At 61.8% G+C, this 15709-nt stretch carries 10 protein-coding genes; 3 read left to right on the forward strand and 7 right to left on the reverse strand.

The window, feature by feature from the left end; all coding sequences use genetic code 11:
- Window positions 1–11: 11 nt before the first annotated feature.
- From gpM to ASB58_RS11280, 3 genes are read right to left on the reverse strand one after another with little or no spacing between them, the layout of a single operon-like run.
- Window positions 12–710: a phage terminase small subunit gene (gene gpM, locus ASB58_RS11270; RefSeq protein ID WP_235827279.1), complete on the reverse strand. Its 699-nt coding sequence runs from the start codon at window positions 708–710 to the stop codon at window positions 12–14.
- Between the two features lie 3 nt (window positions 711–713).
- Complete coding sequence (locus tag ASB58_RS11275; protein ID WP_118130826.1) at window positions 714–1724, reverse strand: phage major capsid protein, P2 family; 1011 nt, start codon at window positions 1722–1724, stop codon at window positions 714–716.
- A gap of 41 nt (window positions 1725–1765) precedes the next feature.
- The gene (locus ASB58_RS11280) at window positions 1766–2635 is read right to left on the reverse strand and encodes a GPO family capsid scaffolding protein (protein ID WP_118130829.1); all 870 of its coding nucleotides are present in this window, start codon (window positions 2633–2635) and stop codon (window positions 1766–1768) included.
- Between the two features lie 161 nt (window positions 2636–2796).
- Here ASB58_RS11280 and ASB58_RS11285 point away from each other — a divergent pair, with 161 nt between their 5' ends.
- Window positions 2797–4560 carry a terminase ATPase subunit family protein gene (locus ASB58_RS11285; RefSeq protein ID WP_118130831.1) on the forward strand — a complete coding sequence of 588 codons (1764 nt, stop codon included), beginning with the start codon at window positions 2797–2799 and terminating at the stop codon, window positions 4558–4560.
- Between the two features lie 14 nt (window positions 4561–4574).
- Window positions 4575–5579, forward strand: a complete 1005-nt coding sequence (locus ASB58_RS11290; RefSeq protein ID WP_235827280.1) for a phage portal protein — start codon at window positions 4575–4577, stop codon at window positions 5577–5579.
- 1060 nt (window positions 5580–6639) lie between these two features.
- Here ASB58_RS11290 and ASB58_RS11295 read toward each other — a convergent pair.
- The gene (locus ASB58_RS11295) at window positions 6640–8982 is read right to left on the reverse strand and encodes an arylsulfatase (RefSeq protein WP_235827281.1); all 2343 of its coding nucleotides are present in this window, start codon (window positions 8980–8982) and stop codon (window positions 6640–6642) included.
- A gap of 313 nt (window positions 8983–9295) precedes the next feature.
- Here ASB58_RS11295 and ASB58_RS11300 point away from each other — a divergent pair, with 313 nt between their 5' ends.
- Complete coding sequence (locus ASB58_RS11300; RefSeq protein WP_118131142.1) at window positions 9296–10354, forward strand: enoyl-CoA hydratase/isomerase family protein; 1059 nt, start codon at window positions 9296–9298, stop codon at window positions 10352–10354.
- On the opposite strand, the gene ASB58_RS11305 is transcribed toward ASB58_RS11300, so the two are convergent.
- From ASB58_RS11305 to imuA, 3 genes are read right to left on the reverse strand one after another with little or no spacing between them, the layout of a single operon-like run.
- A complete protein-coding gene (locus tag ASB58_RS11305) occupies window positions 10345–13449 on the reverse strand; it encodes an error-prone DNA polymerase (protein ID WP_202974632.1) in 3105 nt (1034 codons plus the stop codon). The two genes, ASB58_RS11300 and ASB58_RS11305, sit on opposite strands and share 10 nt — an antisense overlap.
- Window positions 13425–14834: a Y-family DNA polymerase gene (locus tag ASB58_RS11310; RefSeq protein ID WP_118130838.1), complete on the reverse strand. Its 1410-nt coding sequence runs from the start codon at window positions 14832–14834 to the stop codon at window positions 13425–13427. Before ASB58_RS11310 ends, ASB58_RS11305 begins: the two co-directional genes overlap by 25 nt.
- A 7-nt stretch (window positions 14835–14841) precedes the next feature.
- Window positions 14842–15453: a translesion DNA synthesis-associated protein ImuA gene (imuA, locus tag ASB58_RS11315; protein WP_118130840.1), complete on the reverse strand. Its 612-nt coding sequence runs from the start codon at window positions 15451–15453 to the stop codon at window positions 14842–14844.
- Window positions 15454–15709: the final 256 nt, after the last annotated feature.

The raw sequence follows: 15709 nt of genomic DNA on the forward strand, positions 1-15709 counted from the left end.
GTGGGGTACGCTCAGGTAGCGGCCGGCGGGGCCGCGTGTTTCTTCAACAGGGATTCGGTTTTCTCCAAATCCTTTTTACCGCCGCAGCTGTCGTGCAGCTTGATGGCAGTAGCCAGATGGTCCTTGGCCAGCTCCAGTGCGGCGATGTTGGTGTCGTCGTTGCTGATGCGCACGGCGCGGCCAATGGCCAGGTGCAGCTTGGCGCGCACCTGGTCGGGCATATCGTGCTTAGCGGTCAGCGCGAGGGTGCGCAGCAAGATCTCTACGTCGAACTGCTCGTCAGCCTTGAGCGCGGACAGCGCGGCGTTGGCGACCTCTTCGGCCACCAGCGTTGCCGGGGTGCGGCTGAAACGGTCGGGCAGTTTCATATCAGAGGCGAGAATATACTCGGCAATGTCCAGCGCTCGGCCGTAGTTGGCGGCGTCCAGCGTCCAGATCATCAGGGTGGTGATGACGTCATCCTGGGCGCCCTTACCTGCCGACAAAACACCGTCGATGTAAGGGTCATAGGTGGGCAACAGTTGCGCCTTGAGTAGCCCTTTTGCCTTCTCCGATTGCACGCTTTTCAGGCGCAAGTGGTCATGTTGGAGCTTGGCGAGGTGCTGCTCATAAACGGTGGCGTTGGCCATGGTTTGGGTCGGTGCAGCGGCAGCGGCCGCGAGGGCGGCGCGCTTACGCTGTTGTACCTGTTGTGCTGGAGACAGGGCCACGGGTTACACCTCAACGATGTTTTCGACCAGGGCGACTTTGGTCAGATCTTCAATGACGTAAGCGTCATTGGAAGACTGATAGTCAGCCACGCGGTTGTATTCGGGCTCTTCCTTGATGTGACGGCGGCGGCCGCCTTCCTGCCAGTAGATAGACAGGTTGTTCAGCGAGGTGACCAGCACGGTGCCATCAGGGAAGTACGGCGCATCGTAGATCGGCAAACCACCCAGGCGCGCCTTGGTGACAATCTCGTCTGCGGCCAGTTCTTCCTGGTTGGACGCTGCGCCCTTCTCCACCGCCTTCAACAGCTTGTTGTTCATCAGGTTGCGGGAGACCATAACCACCAGGTCGGGGGCGTTTTTGTGCTGTTCGGCCAGCAGGTTTTTGGCATCGGTGACCAGACCGTCCAGGGTCTTGTAGTCACCGGCGGCGCCGATGGTGACTTCGCCCGATGCGTCGACCACTTCGTCGATCACGCGGTCAGGTGCGCCGAGGCGGATCTTCTGCAACCAGCCGACGTTCACGTCTTCACCCAGCGGATTGGCCACCGGGTCGGTTTCCACTTCGGCAGTGATGCCGTTAAAGCCAACCATGATGCGGTCAAGGCCTTGGCGGTGCGCGATGGCGTTGGTCAGGCGCACCTGGAAGTCGTCGAACTTGGCCCACTGGTCCAGCAGCGAATAGGCGAAGGCCGCGTCAAACTCGGTGAGCTTGCAGACGTAGGTGTCTTTGGTCAGAGCGTGGCGGTCTTTCGGCTGGCGACGGTTGCCCGCTCCAGTGTTGGTACGGCTGGCCAGCGGGCCGTTGACATCCAACAGCAGCGCTTCACCGCTCTGATCGTCAACGCCGATGACGTTGATCATCTGCAGCATGGAGTTGGACTCCTGAATCGCTGTTTCAAGCGACTGCTGCACGGTCGGCTCTACGTTGAACTTGTGCACTGCCTCGGCCACGCCGTTGAGCTGTGCAACGTGGCTCAGGTAGCCGTTAAAAATGAGTCGGGTAGTGTTGCGCATGTGATGCTCCGTGCGTGAGTGTGATCAGGTGGTGCCGTCGATCAGAAAGTCGCCAGCTGCTTTCCATCGCCGCCGGTCGCTGCCGGGCGCTGGCGGTGCTGGTGGTTGGGTTCGCCTTCGAGCTTGGTTTTCAGGGCGGTGAAATCGGTGCTCAGCTGGTCGAGCGTGGCTTTCAACGCCTGGAAGCTGCGCACCTGCTCCATGGCGCTGGCGTGCTCGGCCTGCAGCTTGGTGAAGGTTTCGGCCTGCTCGCCCAGGGCGGTGGCGATCTGGGTGACCGCTTCGTGCAGGTCGCTGAATTGGGCGTCATCCTTGACGGACTTGTCCTTGCTCTTGCCGATCAGGGCGAGAACGGTGTCGGACAGCTTTTTCATGCCGCTGACAGGATCCTCTACCTCGTCGAATTCGAGTTGCACCTCGACCAGCTCGGAGAACAGGTTTTCGGGGTTCTCTTTGCGCTGCTTGAGCGGGCTGGCGTCGGGGTTTTTGGCGGAAAACTGCAACATCTCAGTGCTGAGGCTGGCCGGGGTGTCGGTCACGCCCAGGCCCATCAGATAGGCCTTGCCGGTGTCGGCGAACTTCTCGCGCACTTCGATGCTGGTGTAGACCTTCTGGCGCGCCTTGTTCAGGGCGATAAGCTCGGCGGTGGGCTCGATTTGCACATACAGGCCCATGCGCTGCTTGCCGTTGTCGTCGAACTCTTCGGCCTTGACGGCCAGGACGTCGCCGTAGGCCTTGAACGGGCTGTCGGGCAACACACCCCGGATGTGTTCCATCCAAACGCGGGCACCGTACTTGGCCGGCGAGTAGGTGCTCGCCATTTGCTCGATCCAGCTCCGTTCGATGGTGCGGCCGTCAGTGGTCATGCCTTCGGCTGCTACACGGAACCACTTGGATTTGAACTTGCTCATGCTGTGCCCTCGGTCTGATTGCTTTGCCTGGTCTGTTTGGCAGTGCGATGAAGGCATGGTCGGCACCCGGCGCGCGGGCGGCAATCTGGCGGGGTTGTAGGCGGTTTGGTTACAACGTGCGGGGCGAGTTAAGGGCGTGGCCGGGCTGCAACATGGCGGGCATGAATACCGCCTTGAACGCCACCAACATGGACAGCCGCCGCCTGGGGAAATTTCTCTATTGGCAGGGCTGGCGCGTCACTGAAATTGCCGAGTACGTGGGCGAGAAAGAGCCCACAGTGCACAGCTGGAAAAAGCGCGACGCATGGGACAGGGCCGATACCGTTGAGCGCGTTGGGGGCGCCCTTGAGGCCCGACTTGTACAACTGATTTTGAAGGATGGCAAGAGCGGCGGGGACTTCAAGGAAATAGACCTGTTGCACCGCCAGCTGGAGCGCCAGGCGCGCATTCAGCGCTACCAGGGCGGCGGCACTGAGACCGATCTAAACCCCAAATTAGCCAACCGCAACACCGCAGAGCGCAAGCGCAAAGCGCGCAACGACTACAGCGAGGAACAGGCAGAACGGCTGATGGAAGCCTTCCGCGATTCGCTGTTCGAGTACCAGCACGACTGGTTCATGGCTCGGCATGAGCGCACCAGGGCCATTCTGAAAAGCCGGCAGATCGGGGCCACGTTCTATTTTGCCCGCGAGGCGTTAATCGACGCGATGGAAACCGGGCGCAATCAGATTTTCCTGAGTGCGTCGAAGAGCCAGGCGCACCTGTTCAAACAGTACATTCAGTCGTTTGCCCGCGAGGCGGCAGACCTTGAGCTGTCTGGGGATCCTATCGTGCTGCCGAACGGTGCCCATATCTACTTTTTGGGCACCAACGCGCGCACCGCCCAGGGCTACCACGGCAACTTCTACTTTGACGAATTCTTCTGGACGTTCCGGTTTGAAGAGCTCAACAAGGTGGCCAGCGGCATGGCCATGCAGAAGCAATACCGGAAAACGTATTTCAGCACGCCCAGCTCGATGGCGCACCAGGCGTACCCGTTCTGGACGGGCGAGCGCTTCAACAAGCGGAAAGCCAAAAAGGATCGGGTAGACATCGACGTGTCGCATGCGACGCTGCAGATGGGGCACCGGGGCGAGGACAAGATCTGGCGCCAGATCGTGACCATTCTGGATGCAGAGGCGCGCGGCTGCGATCTGTTCGACGTGGAAGAGCTGCGCATGGAGTACAGCGCAGAGGCGTTTGAAAACTTGCTGATGTGCCAGTTTGTGGACGACGGCGCGAGCATCTTCCCGCTGGCCATGCTGCAACCGTGCATGGTGGATACCTGGGATGTTTGGGCAGAGGACTACAAGCCCCACGCCATCCGCCCATTCGGTGATCGGCAGGTGTGGATCGGGTACGACCCAGCAGAGTCTGGCGACAGCGCAGGCCTGATCGTAGTTGCACCGCCGGCGGTGCCGGGTGGCAAATTCCGGGTGTTGGAGCGCCACCAGTTCCGAGGCATGGACTTTGCCGCCCAGGCCGAGTTCATCCACTCAATCACCAAGCGCTATTGGGTCACCTATATCGGCATCGACGCCACGGGCATGGGCTCAGGCGTGGCGCAGCTGGTTAAACAGTTCTTCCCAGGTGTTACCACTTTCAACTACTCGCCAGAGATCAAAACGCGCCTGGTGCTCAAAGCCTATGACGTGATCAACAAAGGCCGGCTGGAATTCGACGCCGGCTGGACTGACCTGGCGCAATCGCTGATGGCGATCCGCAAAACCATGACCGCCAGCGGGCGGCAGTACACCTACACCGCCAGCCGTACCGATGAAATCGGCCACGCGGATCTGGCCTGGGCACTGTTCCACGCCCTGCAAAACGAACCCCTTGAAGGCCAGACCGTGCGCAACACCGGCCGGATCGTCCTTTCTTCCTGATGGAGAACCACCCCATGGATCAGCAAGCAACCGCCGCAACGCCCTCAAAGGCTACCTGTTTCAGCTTCGGCGACCCGATGCCAGTTATGGAAGGGCGCGATATTCTGGATTATGCCGAGTGCTGGTTGAACGGTCGCTGGTATGAGCCGCCTGTCAGCTTTAACGGGCTGGCCAAGGCGTTTCGCGCGGGGATCCACCACAGCAGCGCAATCTATTTCAAACGCAACCTGCTATCGGGCACCTTCATTCCGCACAAGCACCTCAGCCGCCAGGCGTTCGACCGCTACGCGCTGGAGACGCTGACCTTTGGCAATGGTTACCTGGAGCGCAAGGAATCGCGGATCGGCACCACCATGACGCTGGAACCGATGCTGTCGAAGTACATGCGCGTGGGCAAGGATCCGGGGCAATACTTCATGGTGCACGGCTGGAAAAAGGAACATGAATTCACGGCCGGTTCGGTGTTCCACCTGCTTGAGCCGGACGTTAACCAGGAAATCTACGGCCTACCCGAATACCTCAGCGCCCTGCAGTCAGCCTGGTTGAATGAGGGGGCGACGCTGTTCCGCCGCAAGTATTACAACAACGGCAGTCACGCCGGGTTCATCCTCTACATGACCGATGCGGCGCAAAACGAAGATGACATCGACGCCTTGCAACTGGCCATGCAGAGCGCCAAGGGGCCGGGCAACTTCCGCAACTTGTTCGTCTACGCCCCGAACGGCAAAAAAGACGGCCTGCAGCTGATCCCGGTCAGCGAGGTGGCGGCCAAAGATGATTTTTTCAACATCAAAAACGTCAGCCGTGATGACCAGCTGGCAGCACACCGGATCCCGCCCCAGCTGATGGGCGTGGTGCCCAGCAACGCCGGCGGCTTCGGCAGCATCACCCAGGCCGCCACGGTGTTTGCGATCAATGAGCTGCAGCCCCTGCAGCGGCGCCTGGCCCAGGTGAACGAATGGCTAGGCGAAGAGGTGGTCAGGTTCAAAGACTATGAAATCCCGAACCTGGGCAGCTGATCCAGCCACCCAAAACCAAGGCCGCCCAGCGCGGCCTTTTTTGTGCCCACGCGGTCGAAGATGAAGCCGCTACCAGCCGATAAAGCCCCAGCAAATCATAACATTTCAGACCTTCAACCACTACCAAAAACGGCCCACAGCCCAGTATCCACGCGGGTTCCAGACGAATGGCACCGCCTGAGCTGGGCGCCCCGCCCGGATCCGCTCGCCTCGACCAGGACAGCCCCACCCGCACCCCCGCCACCCCCTCCCTCGACCCGCCGCGCGCCCTCGTCCCCACACCTCACCTGCGGTCTAAACCTGTTGGTTTTGTTGCACCCATGCAGCCCCCTGCGGGCCGCACAGGCTCTGCGCTTCCGGTAGGCAATGCACAGGGCCGAATTCATGCGGAATCATGCGCAGAGCGTGTTTTAGAGCGGTCCCTGCCGATCAGCAGCACCACAAAAGCAGACGGGGGTCGGAAAACGGTAATTCGGTAATTTCTGGCACAGAAGAAAATCCAAGTCATTGTTTTATATTGTTTTTTTCGATTACCGAGGCACGGTAATAGACGGTGATCCAAAGGGTAATTTCTTCGCAAGTTATTGATTTTAAAGGGGTTGGCTAAGCCGGATTATTACCAAGTAAGAAGGTCATTTTCTAACCCGTGATAACCGCCTTATTACCTTACGGTTTTTTCAATTAACATATTGATATACATATAGATACTTACGTTTTTCATCGCTTTCTAACCTTTATTACCGATTCCCGATGCCCGAAATTCTGAGCGGGCAAGCACGCTGGCTGGCGGCAGCATCGACGGCGCCGCGCAGATCCACACAGGCACAAAAAAAGCCGCTCTCGCGGCTTTCTCTGCAGACTCTGTCACCTTAAACGTATGGTTAACGGACGTATCGGGCCCCCGCAACCAGTTTCAAAACCGCTGATTGGTTAACGCCGATCAGCGGTTTTTTTATTGCCTGATATTCAGGCTTTCGAGTCTGCAAAAAACATAAAAAAGCCCCGATAGCGTCGCTATCAGGGCTTTCTCCCGCGCAGTACAAGGTACCTCGCGACTGACCTACTTCAACTCCACCTCAACTTGCTCGATGGTGCCGTTATAGGCAAATGGCGCGTGCTCCTGATACGCCTTGGAAACGGTGGAACCTAGGTCCATGCCGATATCCATGGTCTCGGTAGCCGAGAAGCGTGAAGGTACAACTTTGCTGACCTCACCCTCTGCCACCTTACTTCCATCAACGCTGAGTACCGCAGAGCCGCCCAGCACACCAGGCTCCTGCAGCGGCTGCTGCTGGTATTCCAGCGTCAGGGTATGCCGTCCCGGTGCCAGGGCCTTATCTCCGGCCAAACGGTAGCGCTGTTGCCCGAAGAAGTTGTACTCGTACACTGGCACGCCCTGCTCCAGATACAGCGAATAACCGCCGGACGAACCACCCGTCGCGATGACAACACCCTCACCGCCGCCCTCGGGTACGTCAATTTCGGCAGTAATGACGTGTGAACGTTGATAAACCGGCGGCGCGTTCCCCTCGGGAATCCGCGTGGTGCCCGGCGCGTAGCTGAAACGCGTGCGCCCTTGCGTAAACGACGGCCGCTGCGGGTTTACTGCCCTTTCCGAGAAGCGATCATCCAGCGGATAGACTTCAAATTTTTTCGCTTCCTGATCGAATAGCGCCTGCAGCTCGGCCAGCTTGTCCGGGTAACGCGCAGCCAGATCGTTCGACTCGCTGAAGTCCTCCTCAATGTTGTACAACTCCCAGCGGTTGTTCTCGAAGCCAACCGACCCGGTCAGCTGCCAAGGCGCGCCATGGAAAGACGCTGCAACCCAGCCATCGTGATAGAGCGCACGGTGGCCGCCGGTTTCAAAGTACTGGGTATGCCGAGTACCGGCAGCATCCGCGTCAGCGAAGCTGTAGCTCATGCTGACACCCGCCATCGGCATCTGCTCGGCACCGTTAACCTCTTTCGGCTCATTAACCCCGACGGCATCGAGAATGGTCGGCGTGACATCGACCGAGTGATGGAACTGGGTACGCATCCCGCCCACATTCTTGATACGTGCCGGCCATGAAATGATCATGCCGTTACGTGTACCGCCAAAGTGCGAAGGTACCCGCTTCATCCACTGGAACGGCGAGGAACCAGCCCATGCCCAGCCTACCGGATAGTGGTTTTCGTGCTCCGGCCCACCAATCTCGTCGATAACCGGCAGCTGATTCTCCACCGTATCCGGGACACCGTTCTGGGTCATGATGTTGTTAAGGGTGCCGGTAATGCTGCCTTCCGCGCTGGGGCCGTTATCGCCGGCAACGTAGATTATCAGCGTGTTTTCACCATCGGGCAGGGCGCGTATCGCGTCAATCAGGCGACCAACCTCGTAGTCGGTTTGAGCCAGAAACCCGGCAAACACCTCCTGATGCCGGGCGTACAACCGCTTGGCGTCAGCACTGAGCGAACCCCATGATTCGATCTCTTCAGGGCGCGCAGTAAGAACCGTGTTCTCAGGCACCACCCCCATTTCCTTCTGCCGGGCCAGAGTCTGCTCACGCACCGCGTCCCAGCCCTGGTCAAACTGCCCGGAGAAGCGGTCTATCCAGTCCTGACCGACATGCAGAGGCGCGTGCACAGCACCCGGCGCGAAATACATGAAGTACGGTTTATCTGGCGCAATGGATTGCTGCTGGTTGATCCAGCCAATGGCATCATCGACCAGATCCACATTCAGGTTATACCCTTGCTCCGCGCGCATCGGTGGTTCCACCGGAATCGTGTTGCGAAACAGCTGTGGATCCCACTGACTGGTTTCGCCTCCCTGAAAACCATACCAGTACTCGAAGCCCAGCGACGTGGGCCAGTGGTCAAACGGACCGACCGGCGATGTTTCCCAGTCCGGCGTGTTGTGCCACTTGCCGAACGCTGCAGTCGAGTAGCCATGCTGCTTGAGAATCTCTGCCACGCTTGCGGTCTCGCGCGGCCACAGGCTGTTGTAGCCGGGGTAGCCGGTTGAGAGTTCGGTGATCGTGCCAAAGCTCACCTGGTGATGATTGCGCCCGGTCAGCAAGGCAGCACGTGTCGGCGAACAGATACCGGTGGTATGAAAGCGGGTATAGCGCAGCCCCTGGCTGGCAAGTTCATCCATCGATGGGGTTGGTATCGGGCCGCCAAACGTCCCAGGCTGACCAAATCCGAGATCGTCCAGCAAAATCAGTACGACGTTCGGCGCGCCCTCCGGCGGCTTCACAGGTTGCGGGTAGTCCTGCTTTGAATCCTCAAAGGTTTCGCCGATAACACCTGAGAACGGCTCCGCAGGCAGCGGTAACACCGAGCCATCTGCCGCAGCCATCACCGGCGCTGCCAACACGGTCAACAGCGCCGTAGCCGATTTTAGAAGTGGAGAAGCCATCTGTAACATCCTCTGTACTTTGACTGTTTTTGCTCACCGAGCACACACGTGCCAAGTCCACTCCAAAACTCTAGTTCAGAAACATGAAATCAGTAGGGAGAAGTGCTATCCCGAGGTTCAAAGCCGCTGATTGGTTGACGCTGATCAAGCGTTTTTTTATTGCCTGACATTCAGGCCGTCAGGCCATCCTGCAGTGGCGTTTTTCTGTCGCCCCCTCTCCCCTATACTCCGACACACTAGACCGCCGCACGCTTGTCTCGCCTGCGGTGCGACCCGCTTTTGTCGTCCCGAAGACGGCCTGATGGAGATGTTCATGTCGGAGACACCCGCGCAACAGGTACTGATCGAACGCAGGGGCCGCATTGGCCAGCTCACTCTCAACCGCCCTGCCGGGCTGAACGCGCTGAATCTGCACATGGTGCGCATGCTGCACCAGCAGCTGGAAGCCTGGGAGCGCGACCCGCAGGTCGAGGCCGTGGTGCTGCGCGGCGCTGGTGAGCGCGCCTTCTGTGCCGGCGGCGACATTCGCTACATGTACGACAGCTATCTGGCCGGACGCAGCCATGGGCCAGAAACCTTCTTCAGCGAAGAGTACGATCTGGACGCTTACATTCACGCCTATCAGAAGCCCATCCTGGCCCTGATGGACGGCATTGTACTGGGTGGCGGCATGGGGCTGGCACAGGGGTCGAGCATCCGCCTGCTGACCGAGCGCTCACGTCTGGGCATGCCGGAAACCGGCATTGGTTACTTCCCCGATGTCGGCGGCAGCTACTTCCTGTCCCGCTTGCCCGGTCAGCTTGGCATGTATCTGGGCATCACCGGCAACCACATTGGCAGCAGCGACGCCCTGTATGCCGGTCTTGGCGATCTGTGCCTCAACAGCGCCAGACTGGGCGAGCTGGACAGCCTGATCGACAGCTTCAACCCGGCCGACGGCAGCCTGCGCGATCAGGTCGCCGCACTGGCCGACTGCACCCCGCCCGCCGCCGAGCTGGAGGCGCTGCAACCGGCCATCGATCTGCACTTTGCCCAGCCCGACATCGCTGCGATCCGCGCGTCACTGGCCGGCGAACAACGCCCCGAGTACCGTGACTGGGCCGAGCGCACCATCGAGATCATCGACAACCGCTCGCCGCTGGCCATGGCCGTCACCCAGGCCATGCTGCAGCGCGGTCGCTCACTGCCGCTGGCCGACTGTTTTGCCATGGAGCTGCATGTCGGTCGTCAGTGGTTCGAGAAGGGCAACATCATGGAAGGCGTGCGCGCGCTGATTGTGGATAAGGACAAGCAGCCGCGCTGGCAGCCGGCGCATATCGACCAGCTTGATCCGGCGCAGGTCGAGGCCTTCTTCGAGGGCTTTCAGCGGTAATCCCGGCTGCGTACAGTCAGTTTCTGCAACAGCCCGGTCAGATCATGCAGCTGCCGGGCGATCACATGACGCACCCCGTCGCGCGCCTCGAACTGACCGCGCACCTCCAGCAGACGTGAGCCACGCAGCACTGAGCGCTGCCGCTCGGCCAGATCGCTCCAGACGATCACGTTGATCATGCCGAACTCGTCTTCCAAGGTGACAAAGGTCACCCCGGTGGCGGTCTGCGGGCGCTGGCGACCGATCACCAGCCCGGCCACCCGCACCGGCTGATCCGGCGCCATGGCCAGCAGCTCACGTGAGCTGCGACAACCCAGCTCACGCAGCTGCTCACGCAGCAGCCCCAGCGGATGCGGGCCCATGCTGGTGCCGAGACTCGCGTAGTCGGCCTCCATGTCTTCCACTACCGAGGGCTGCGGAATCACCGCAGGGCTTTCCGTTTGGTCATGCTGCGCCTGCAAGAGCGGCAACTGCGGCTCGACGCCGGCCACTGCCCAGCGCGCCCGAAAACGGTTGCCTGCCAACCCGCGCAGCGCGCCGGCGTCGGCCAGTTGCGCCCGGGCACGATTACTCAAACCGCCCCGCTGGGCCAGGTCGGCGACATCAACAAAGTGCTGCTGGGCACGCGCCTGCAATAGCCGCTCGGCATCGTCTCGATTCAGGGCTTTTACCTGCCGCAACCCAAGGCGAATGGCCGGTTGCGCTCCCTCCTGCTCGACCGCTTCCAGCGAGCAGTCCCAGTCGCTGTAGCGCACATCTACCGGCCGGATCTCGATCTGGTGGCGGCGTGCATCCTGCAGCAACTGGTCCGGGCTGTAGAAACCCATCGGCCAACTGTTGAGCAGCGCACAGGTGAAGGCGGCGGGCTCGTTGCACTTCAGCCAACTGCTGGCGTAACTCAGCAACGCGAAACTGGCGGCGTGGGACTCGGGAAAGCCATAACTGCCAAAGCCCTTGATCTGCTCAAAGATGCGTTCGGAAAAGGCCTGACTGTAACCGCGCGCCAGCATGCCCTCGGTCAACCGTTGCCGGTGGTGCTCCAACCCGCCGTGACGCTTCCAGGCAGCCATTGAGCGGCGCAGTTCATCCGCCTCGCCCGGCGTATAGCCAGCGGCAACAATCGCCAGCTCCATCACCTGCTCCTGAAACAACGGCACGCCCAGGGTGCGCTCGAACACCTTGCGCAGCTCCGGTGAGGGATAGTCGACCGCCTCCTCGCCGTTTCGGCGGCGCAAAAAGGGATGCACCATGTCACCCTGAATCGGGCCGGGCCGCACGATCGAGACCTGAATCACCAGATCGTAGAAGCAGCGTGGCCGCAGCCGCGGCAGCATCGCCATCTGCGCCCGCGACTCGATCTGAAACACGCCAACGGTATCGGCACGGCTGATCATCTCGTAGGTCGGCAAATCATCCTGCGGAATAGTTGCCAGCGTCAGATCACGCCCACGGTGGCGCCGCAGCAGGTCGAAGGTGCGACGCAGCGCGCTGAGCATGCCCAGCGCCAGCACGTCGACCTTGAGCATGCCGACCGCGTCCAGATCGTCCTTATCCCACTGGATCACCGTGCGCTCGGCCATGCTGGCGTTCTCCACCGGCACCAGGGTGTCGAGTGGCGCATCCGACATGACAAAACCGCCCGGATGCTGCGACAGATGCCGGGGAAAGCCGATCAGCTCACCCGCCAGCGTCAGCACCCGATGCAGCCAGGGGTTGTTCACGTCAAATCCGGCCTCGGCCAGCCGCTCGGCGCTGGGCAGTTGCTTGCTCCAGCGGCTGCAGCAGCGCCCAAGCTGATCGATCTGCTCCTGCGGCAGACCCAGCGCCCGTGCCACATCGCGTACCGCGCCCGCCGACAGGTAACGGGTAACCACCGCGGTCAGCGCGGCGCGCTCACGCCCGTAACGGCGAAAGATGTACTGGATGACCTCTTCGCGCCGCTCGTGCTCAAAATCCACGTCGATATCCGGCGGCTCATCGCGCTCGCGGGAGATAAAGCGCTCGAACAGCAGGTTGCTGCGGCCTGGGTCCAGCTCGGTGATCCCCAGCGCAAAACATACCGCCGAATTGGCCGCCGAGCCGCGCCCCTGACAGAGAATGTGCTGGCCGCGAGCGAAAGCAACGATATCTTGCACGGTCAGAAAGTAACTGTCGTAGGCCTTCTCGGCAATCAGCGCCAGCTCGTGCTCCAGCTGCGTACGCACCTTGTCGCTGAGCCCGTTCGGCCAGCGCCAGGCCGCACCTCGCCAGGTCAGCTCGCGCAACCAACTGGACGGGGTATGCCCCTCCGGTACCAGCTCGCGCGGATACTGGTAACGCAGCTCGCCCATGTCGAACCGGCAGCGCGCGGCGATGCGGCGGCTTTCGGCCAGCAGCGCCGCCGGGTAGATCGCCGCCAGCGCCGACAGACTGCGCAGATGGCGTTCGCCATTGGCAAACAGCCGGCTGCCCGCCTCCATCACCGTGCAGTGATGACGCAGTGCGGTCAGGGTATCCTGCAGCGCGCGCCGCCCACGCACATGCATATGCACGTCACCGCTGGCGACACAGGGCAGACCGAGCCGTGCCGCCAGCCCCTGCAGTTGATCCAGCTTGCGCGCATCGTCCGGCCCACGGTGCAGCTCGACTGCCAGCCACAGACGCCCCGGCAGCAGCGGCTGCAGTTGCCGGCCGTGCTCTTCATCCTGACCGTGGCGCGGCAGCCATAGGCCCAGCAAACCGTCGAGTCCATCGGTCAGATCCTCAAGCCGCAGACAATACTCGCCCTTGCCAGCCCGGCGACGAGCCAGGGTCAGCAACCGACACAGGCTTTGATAGCCGGTCAGGTTCTCGACCAGCAACACCAGTTTGGGGCCGTTCTCCAGCTGAATCTCGCTGCCAACAATCAGTTTCAAACCGGACTCCTGCGCCGCCTGCCAGGCACGGACGATTCCTGCCAAGCTGCCTTCGTCAGTAATCGCCAGGGCGTCATAGCCGTGCTGCCGGGCACGAGCAAACAACTCATGCGCACTGGACGCCCCGCGCTGAAAGCTGAAGTTGGACAGGCAATGCAGTTCCGCGTAGCCCACGCTCATGCAAACCACCCGTGTACCCAGAACGGGCCGGGGCGACCGGCGGCATGAAAGGCCCAGGCCCGGCGTCCGTCGCGGGTTTCGATCAGGTAGTAGTCACGCCGCACGTCCTCGCCATCCCACCAGCCGGATTCGATCCGCTCCGGTCCGGCCAGCACCCGCGGAAACAGGTCATTGAGCAACTCCGGCTCGGCCAGCAGCCAGCCCGGTCGCGGCCCGGCCGGGCGCACGGCGGTGTCGCCCCGCTCCTGTGCCAGCCAGCTGCGCTCGGGCCGGTGCTCATCCACCGCGGCCAACGGCTGCACTACCTTGTCGCCCAGGCGCGCGCGCAGCCGCTCACAGACCTGCAACCAGCTCTGCGACTGCTGCGGCCGACTGCTGAACAACTCGGCTGCGGCCGGTACAAAGCGTGGCAAATCCTCGGCGAGCAGGGTCAGCGCCTGTACCGGCGCGGCCAGTTCGATACGCTCCAGACGCCCCCGCGCCAACTCGAACAGCCGCTCAGGATCACGCTCGGCCCCCAGCAAGCCGACTGGCAGCTCGCTGGCGGGCTGGCGACGGTGCTCCAGCAGCAACACAAAGCGCTGCACGCCACAGTCCCGCCCGGCCAGAAACATCGCCAGATCACTGATCAAACGCCGCAACGGAAACAGCAGCGAGGTAGTCGACTCGACGTCAAAGTTGAACTCGACACGCTGACGAAACTGATCCGGCGGCTGGTAACAACTGAGCGCCAGCGGATGATGCCCCTGCAACTGATCAAGATGCGCCAGCAACTGGGGCGGGAAGCGTTTGGCTAGGCCGTCTCGCGGCAATTCCAGCACCTGCTGCAGTCGGCGCAGGCCCATGCGCTGCAGGCTCTCAACCAGCTCGCCCGGCAGGCCGCTGCGCGCCACCGGCAGACGCAGCAGCTCGGTCTGCAGCGCCTGCTCGTCTACCGCCAGCCCGTCTGCCACGTTGGTCAGCACCCGGGCCGCCAGCGGATTGGGCGCCAGTACCAGCCGATGCTGAAAGCCCAGGGCCTGCAGCTCGGCGCGCAGGCGCTGTTCCAGCTCAGGCCAGGGGCCGAATAGGCGCAGACTGGACGCCACCTCCAGCAACAGGGTGCGGGGGAAATCCAGACTCACATGACCACTGAAGCCGTACGCCCAGCTGGCCAGAAACTGCTGCCAGTGCTCGGTCTGCGCCGGGTCATGTTCGACCGTGTCAAAGTACTCCAGCAGCGTCCGCGCCTGGGTCAGGCTCTGCCCTGAGCGTAACCCCTGCGCGCGTGCCGACTCATTGACCGCCTGCAGCACACGCCGTTGCGGCGGTCCGCTGAGCAGCGCCAAGGGCACAGTCGGATCATCGCGGCTACGCAGCACCGCATCCAGTGCCAGTTGGGGAAAGAGAATGCAAAGCCAGCGCATGGCGGCCTCAGAGGGAAATGCAGACAGGCCGCGCGGGTGCCATCCCACCCCGGCACTTGAGCACCCGCCACTGCCTCGGCTGTCGCTCCTGCAGCAGCCGCAGGGCGGCCGGCGACGGGTTGTCGGCAGCACGCCGGTCGCGCAGCACAAAAGCCAGCGTCTGGCCGTTGTCAGCCGCTACCTGCAGACGCCGCAGGGCGCGGTCATCCGCCTGCTCCGGCCAGCACAGCACGGCACCACAGCTGCCCGAACGCAGGCACTGCTCCGCCGCCCAGAGCCGCTCGGCACCACTGACCTGCAGTAGCGTCACCTGGGCCAACACCACGCCTGCCGCCTGCCAAGCGGGCGCAAAGGGAATCGCCGGCGCACCTACCAGCACCACCCGCTCTCCCGCCTGCGTCAAGCGCGCCAGCAGCGGCCACAATAACTGCAGCTCGCCACTGCCGGGTTGCCCCAGCAAAATCTCGTTCAGTGCAGCCAGCTGCCAGCCACCAGCGGGCAGCAATGCATCCAACGCCGCATGCCCGGTCGGCTGCTCGGCCACCGGCTCACTCTGCTGGCGCCCGCGCCAGACACGCCGCGTCTCAAGCAACCGATCAAGTGCAACCACCGCGCCCATGAAAACCTCAGCAAAATACTGTATATGCGTACAGCATATTTATTCGCATGGTATCGGTCAATTGCAAACAGACGGGCACGACCAACGGCGTTTAAGATGACTGCAAACACGGCGCTCGGGGTGGCATGCGCGCGGTATTATCTATTGCGGGCGCGACATGTCGCGCCCCTACGAGGGGGCCCAGCGCAGATTCCAGAAATTGGCGTAGGGGCACAGCATGCTGTGCCCGAAAGGCATCGATACCACGCAAGGAAGC

This window comes from Pseudomonas abyssi (assembly GCF_003444685.1).
Lineage (GTDB): Bacteria > Pseudomonadota > Gammaproteobacteria > Pseudomonadales > Pseudomonadaceae > Halopseudomonas > Halopseudomonas abyssi.

Coding starts and splice junctions, on each gene's coding strand:
- ASB58_RS11295 (WP_235827281.1), bottom strand. CDS start 8,982: ATGGCTTCTCCACTTCTAAAATCGGCTACGGCGCTGTTGACCGTGTTG.
- ASB58_RS11290 (WP_235827280.1), top strand. CDS start 4,575: ATGGATCAGCAAGCAACCGCCGCAACGCCCTCAAAGGCTACCTGTTTC.
- ASB58_RS11285 (WP_118130831.1), top strand. CDS start 2,797: ATGAATACCGCCTTGAACGCCACCAACATGGACAGCCGCCGCCTGGGG.
- ASB58_RS11275 (WP_118130826.1), bottom strand. CDS start 1,724: ATGCGCAACACTACCCGACTCATTTTTAACGGCTACCTGAGCCACGTT.
- ASB58_RS11300 (WP_118131142.1), top strand. CDS start 9,296: ATGTCGGAGACACCCGCGCAACAGGTACTGATCGAACGCAGGGGCCGC.
- ASB58_RS11310 (WP_118130838.1), bottom strand. CDS start 14,834: ATGCGCTGGCTTTGCATTCTCTTTCCCCAACTGGCACTGGATGCGGTG.
- imuA (WP_118130840.1), bottom strand. CDS start 15,453: ATGGGCGCGGTGGTTGCACTTGATCGGTTGCTTGAGACGCGGCGTGTC.
- ASB58_RS11280 (WP_118130829.1), bottom strand. CDS start 2,635: ATGAGCAAGTTCAAATCCAAGTGGTTCCGTGTAGCAGCCGAAGGCATG.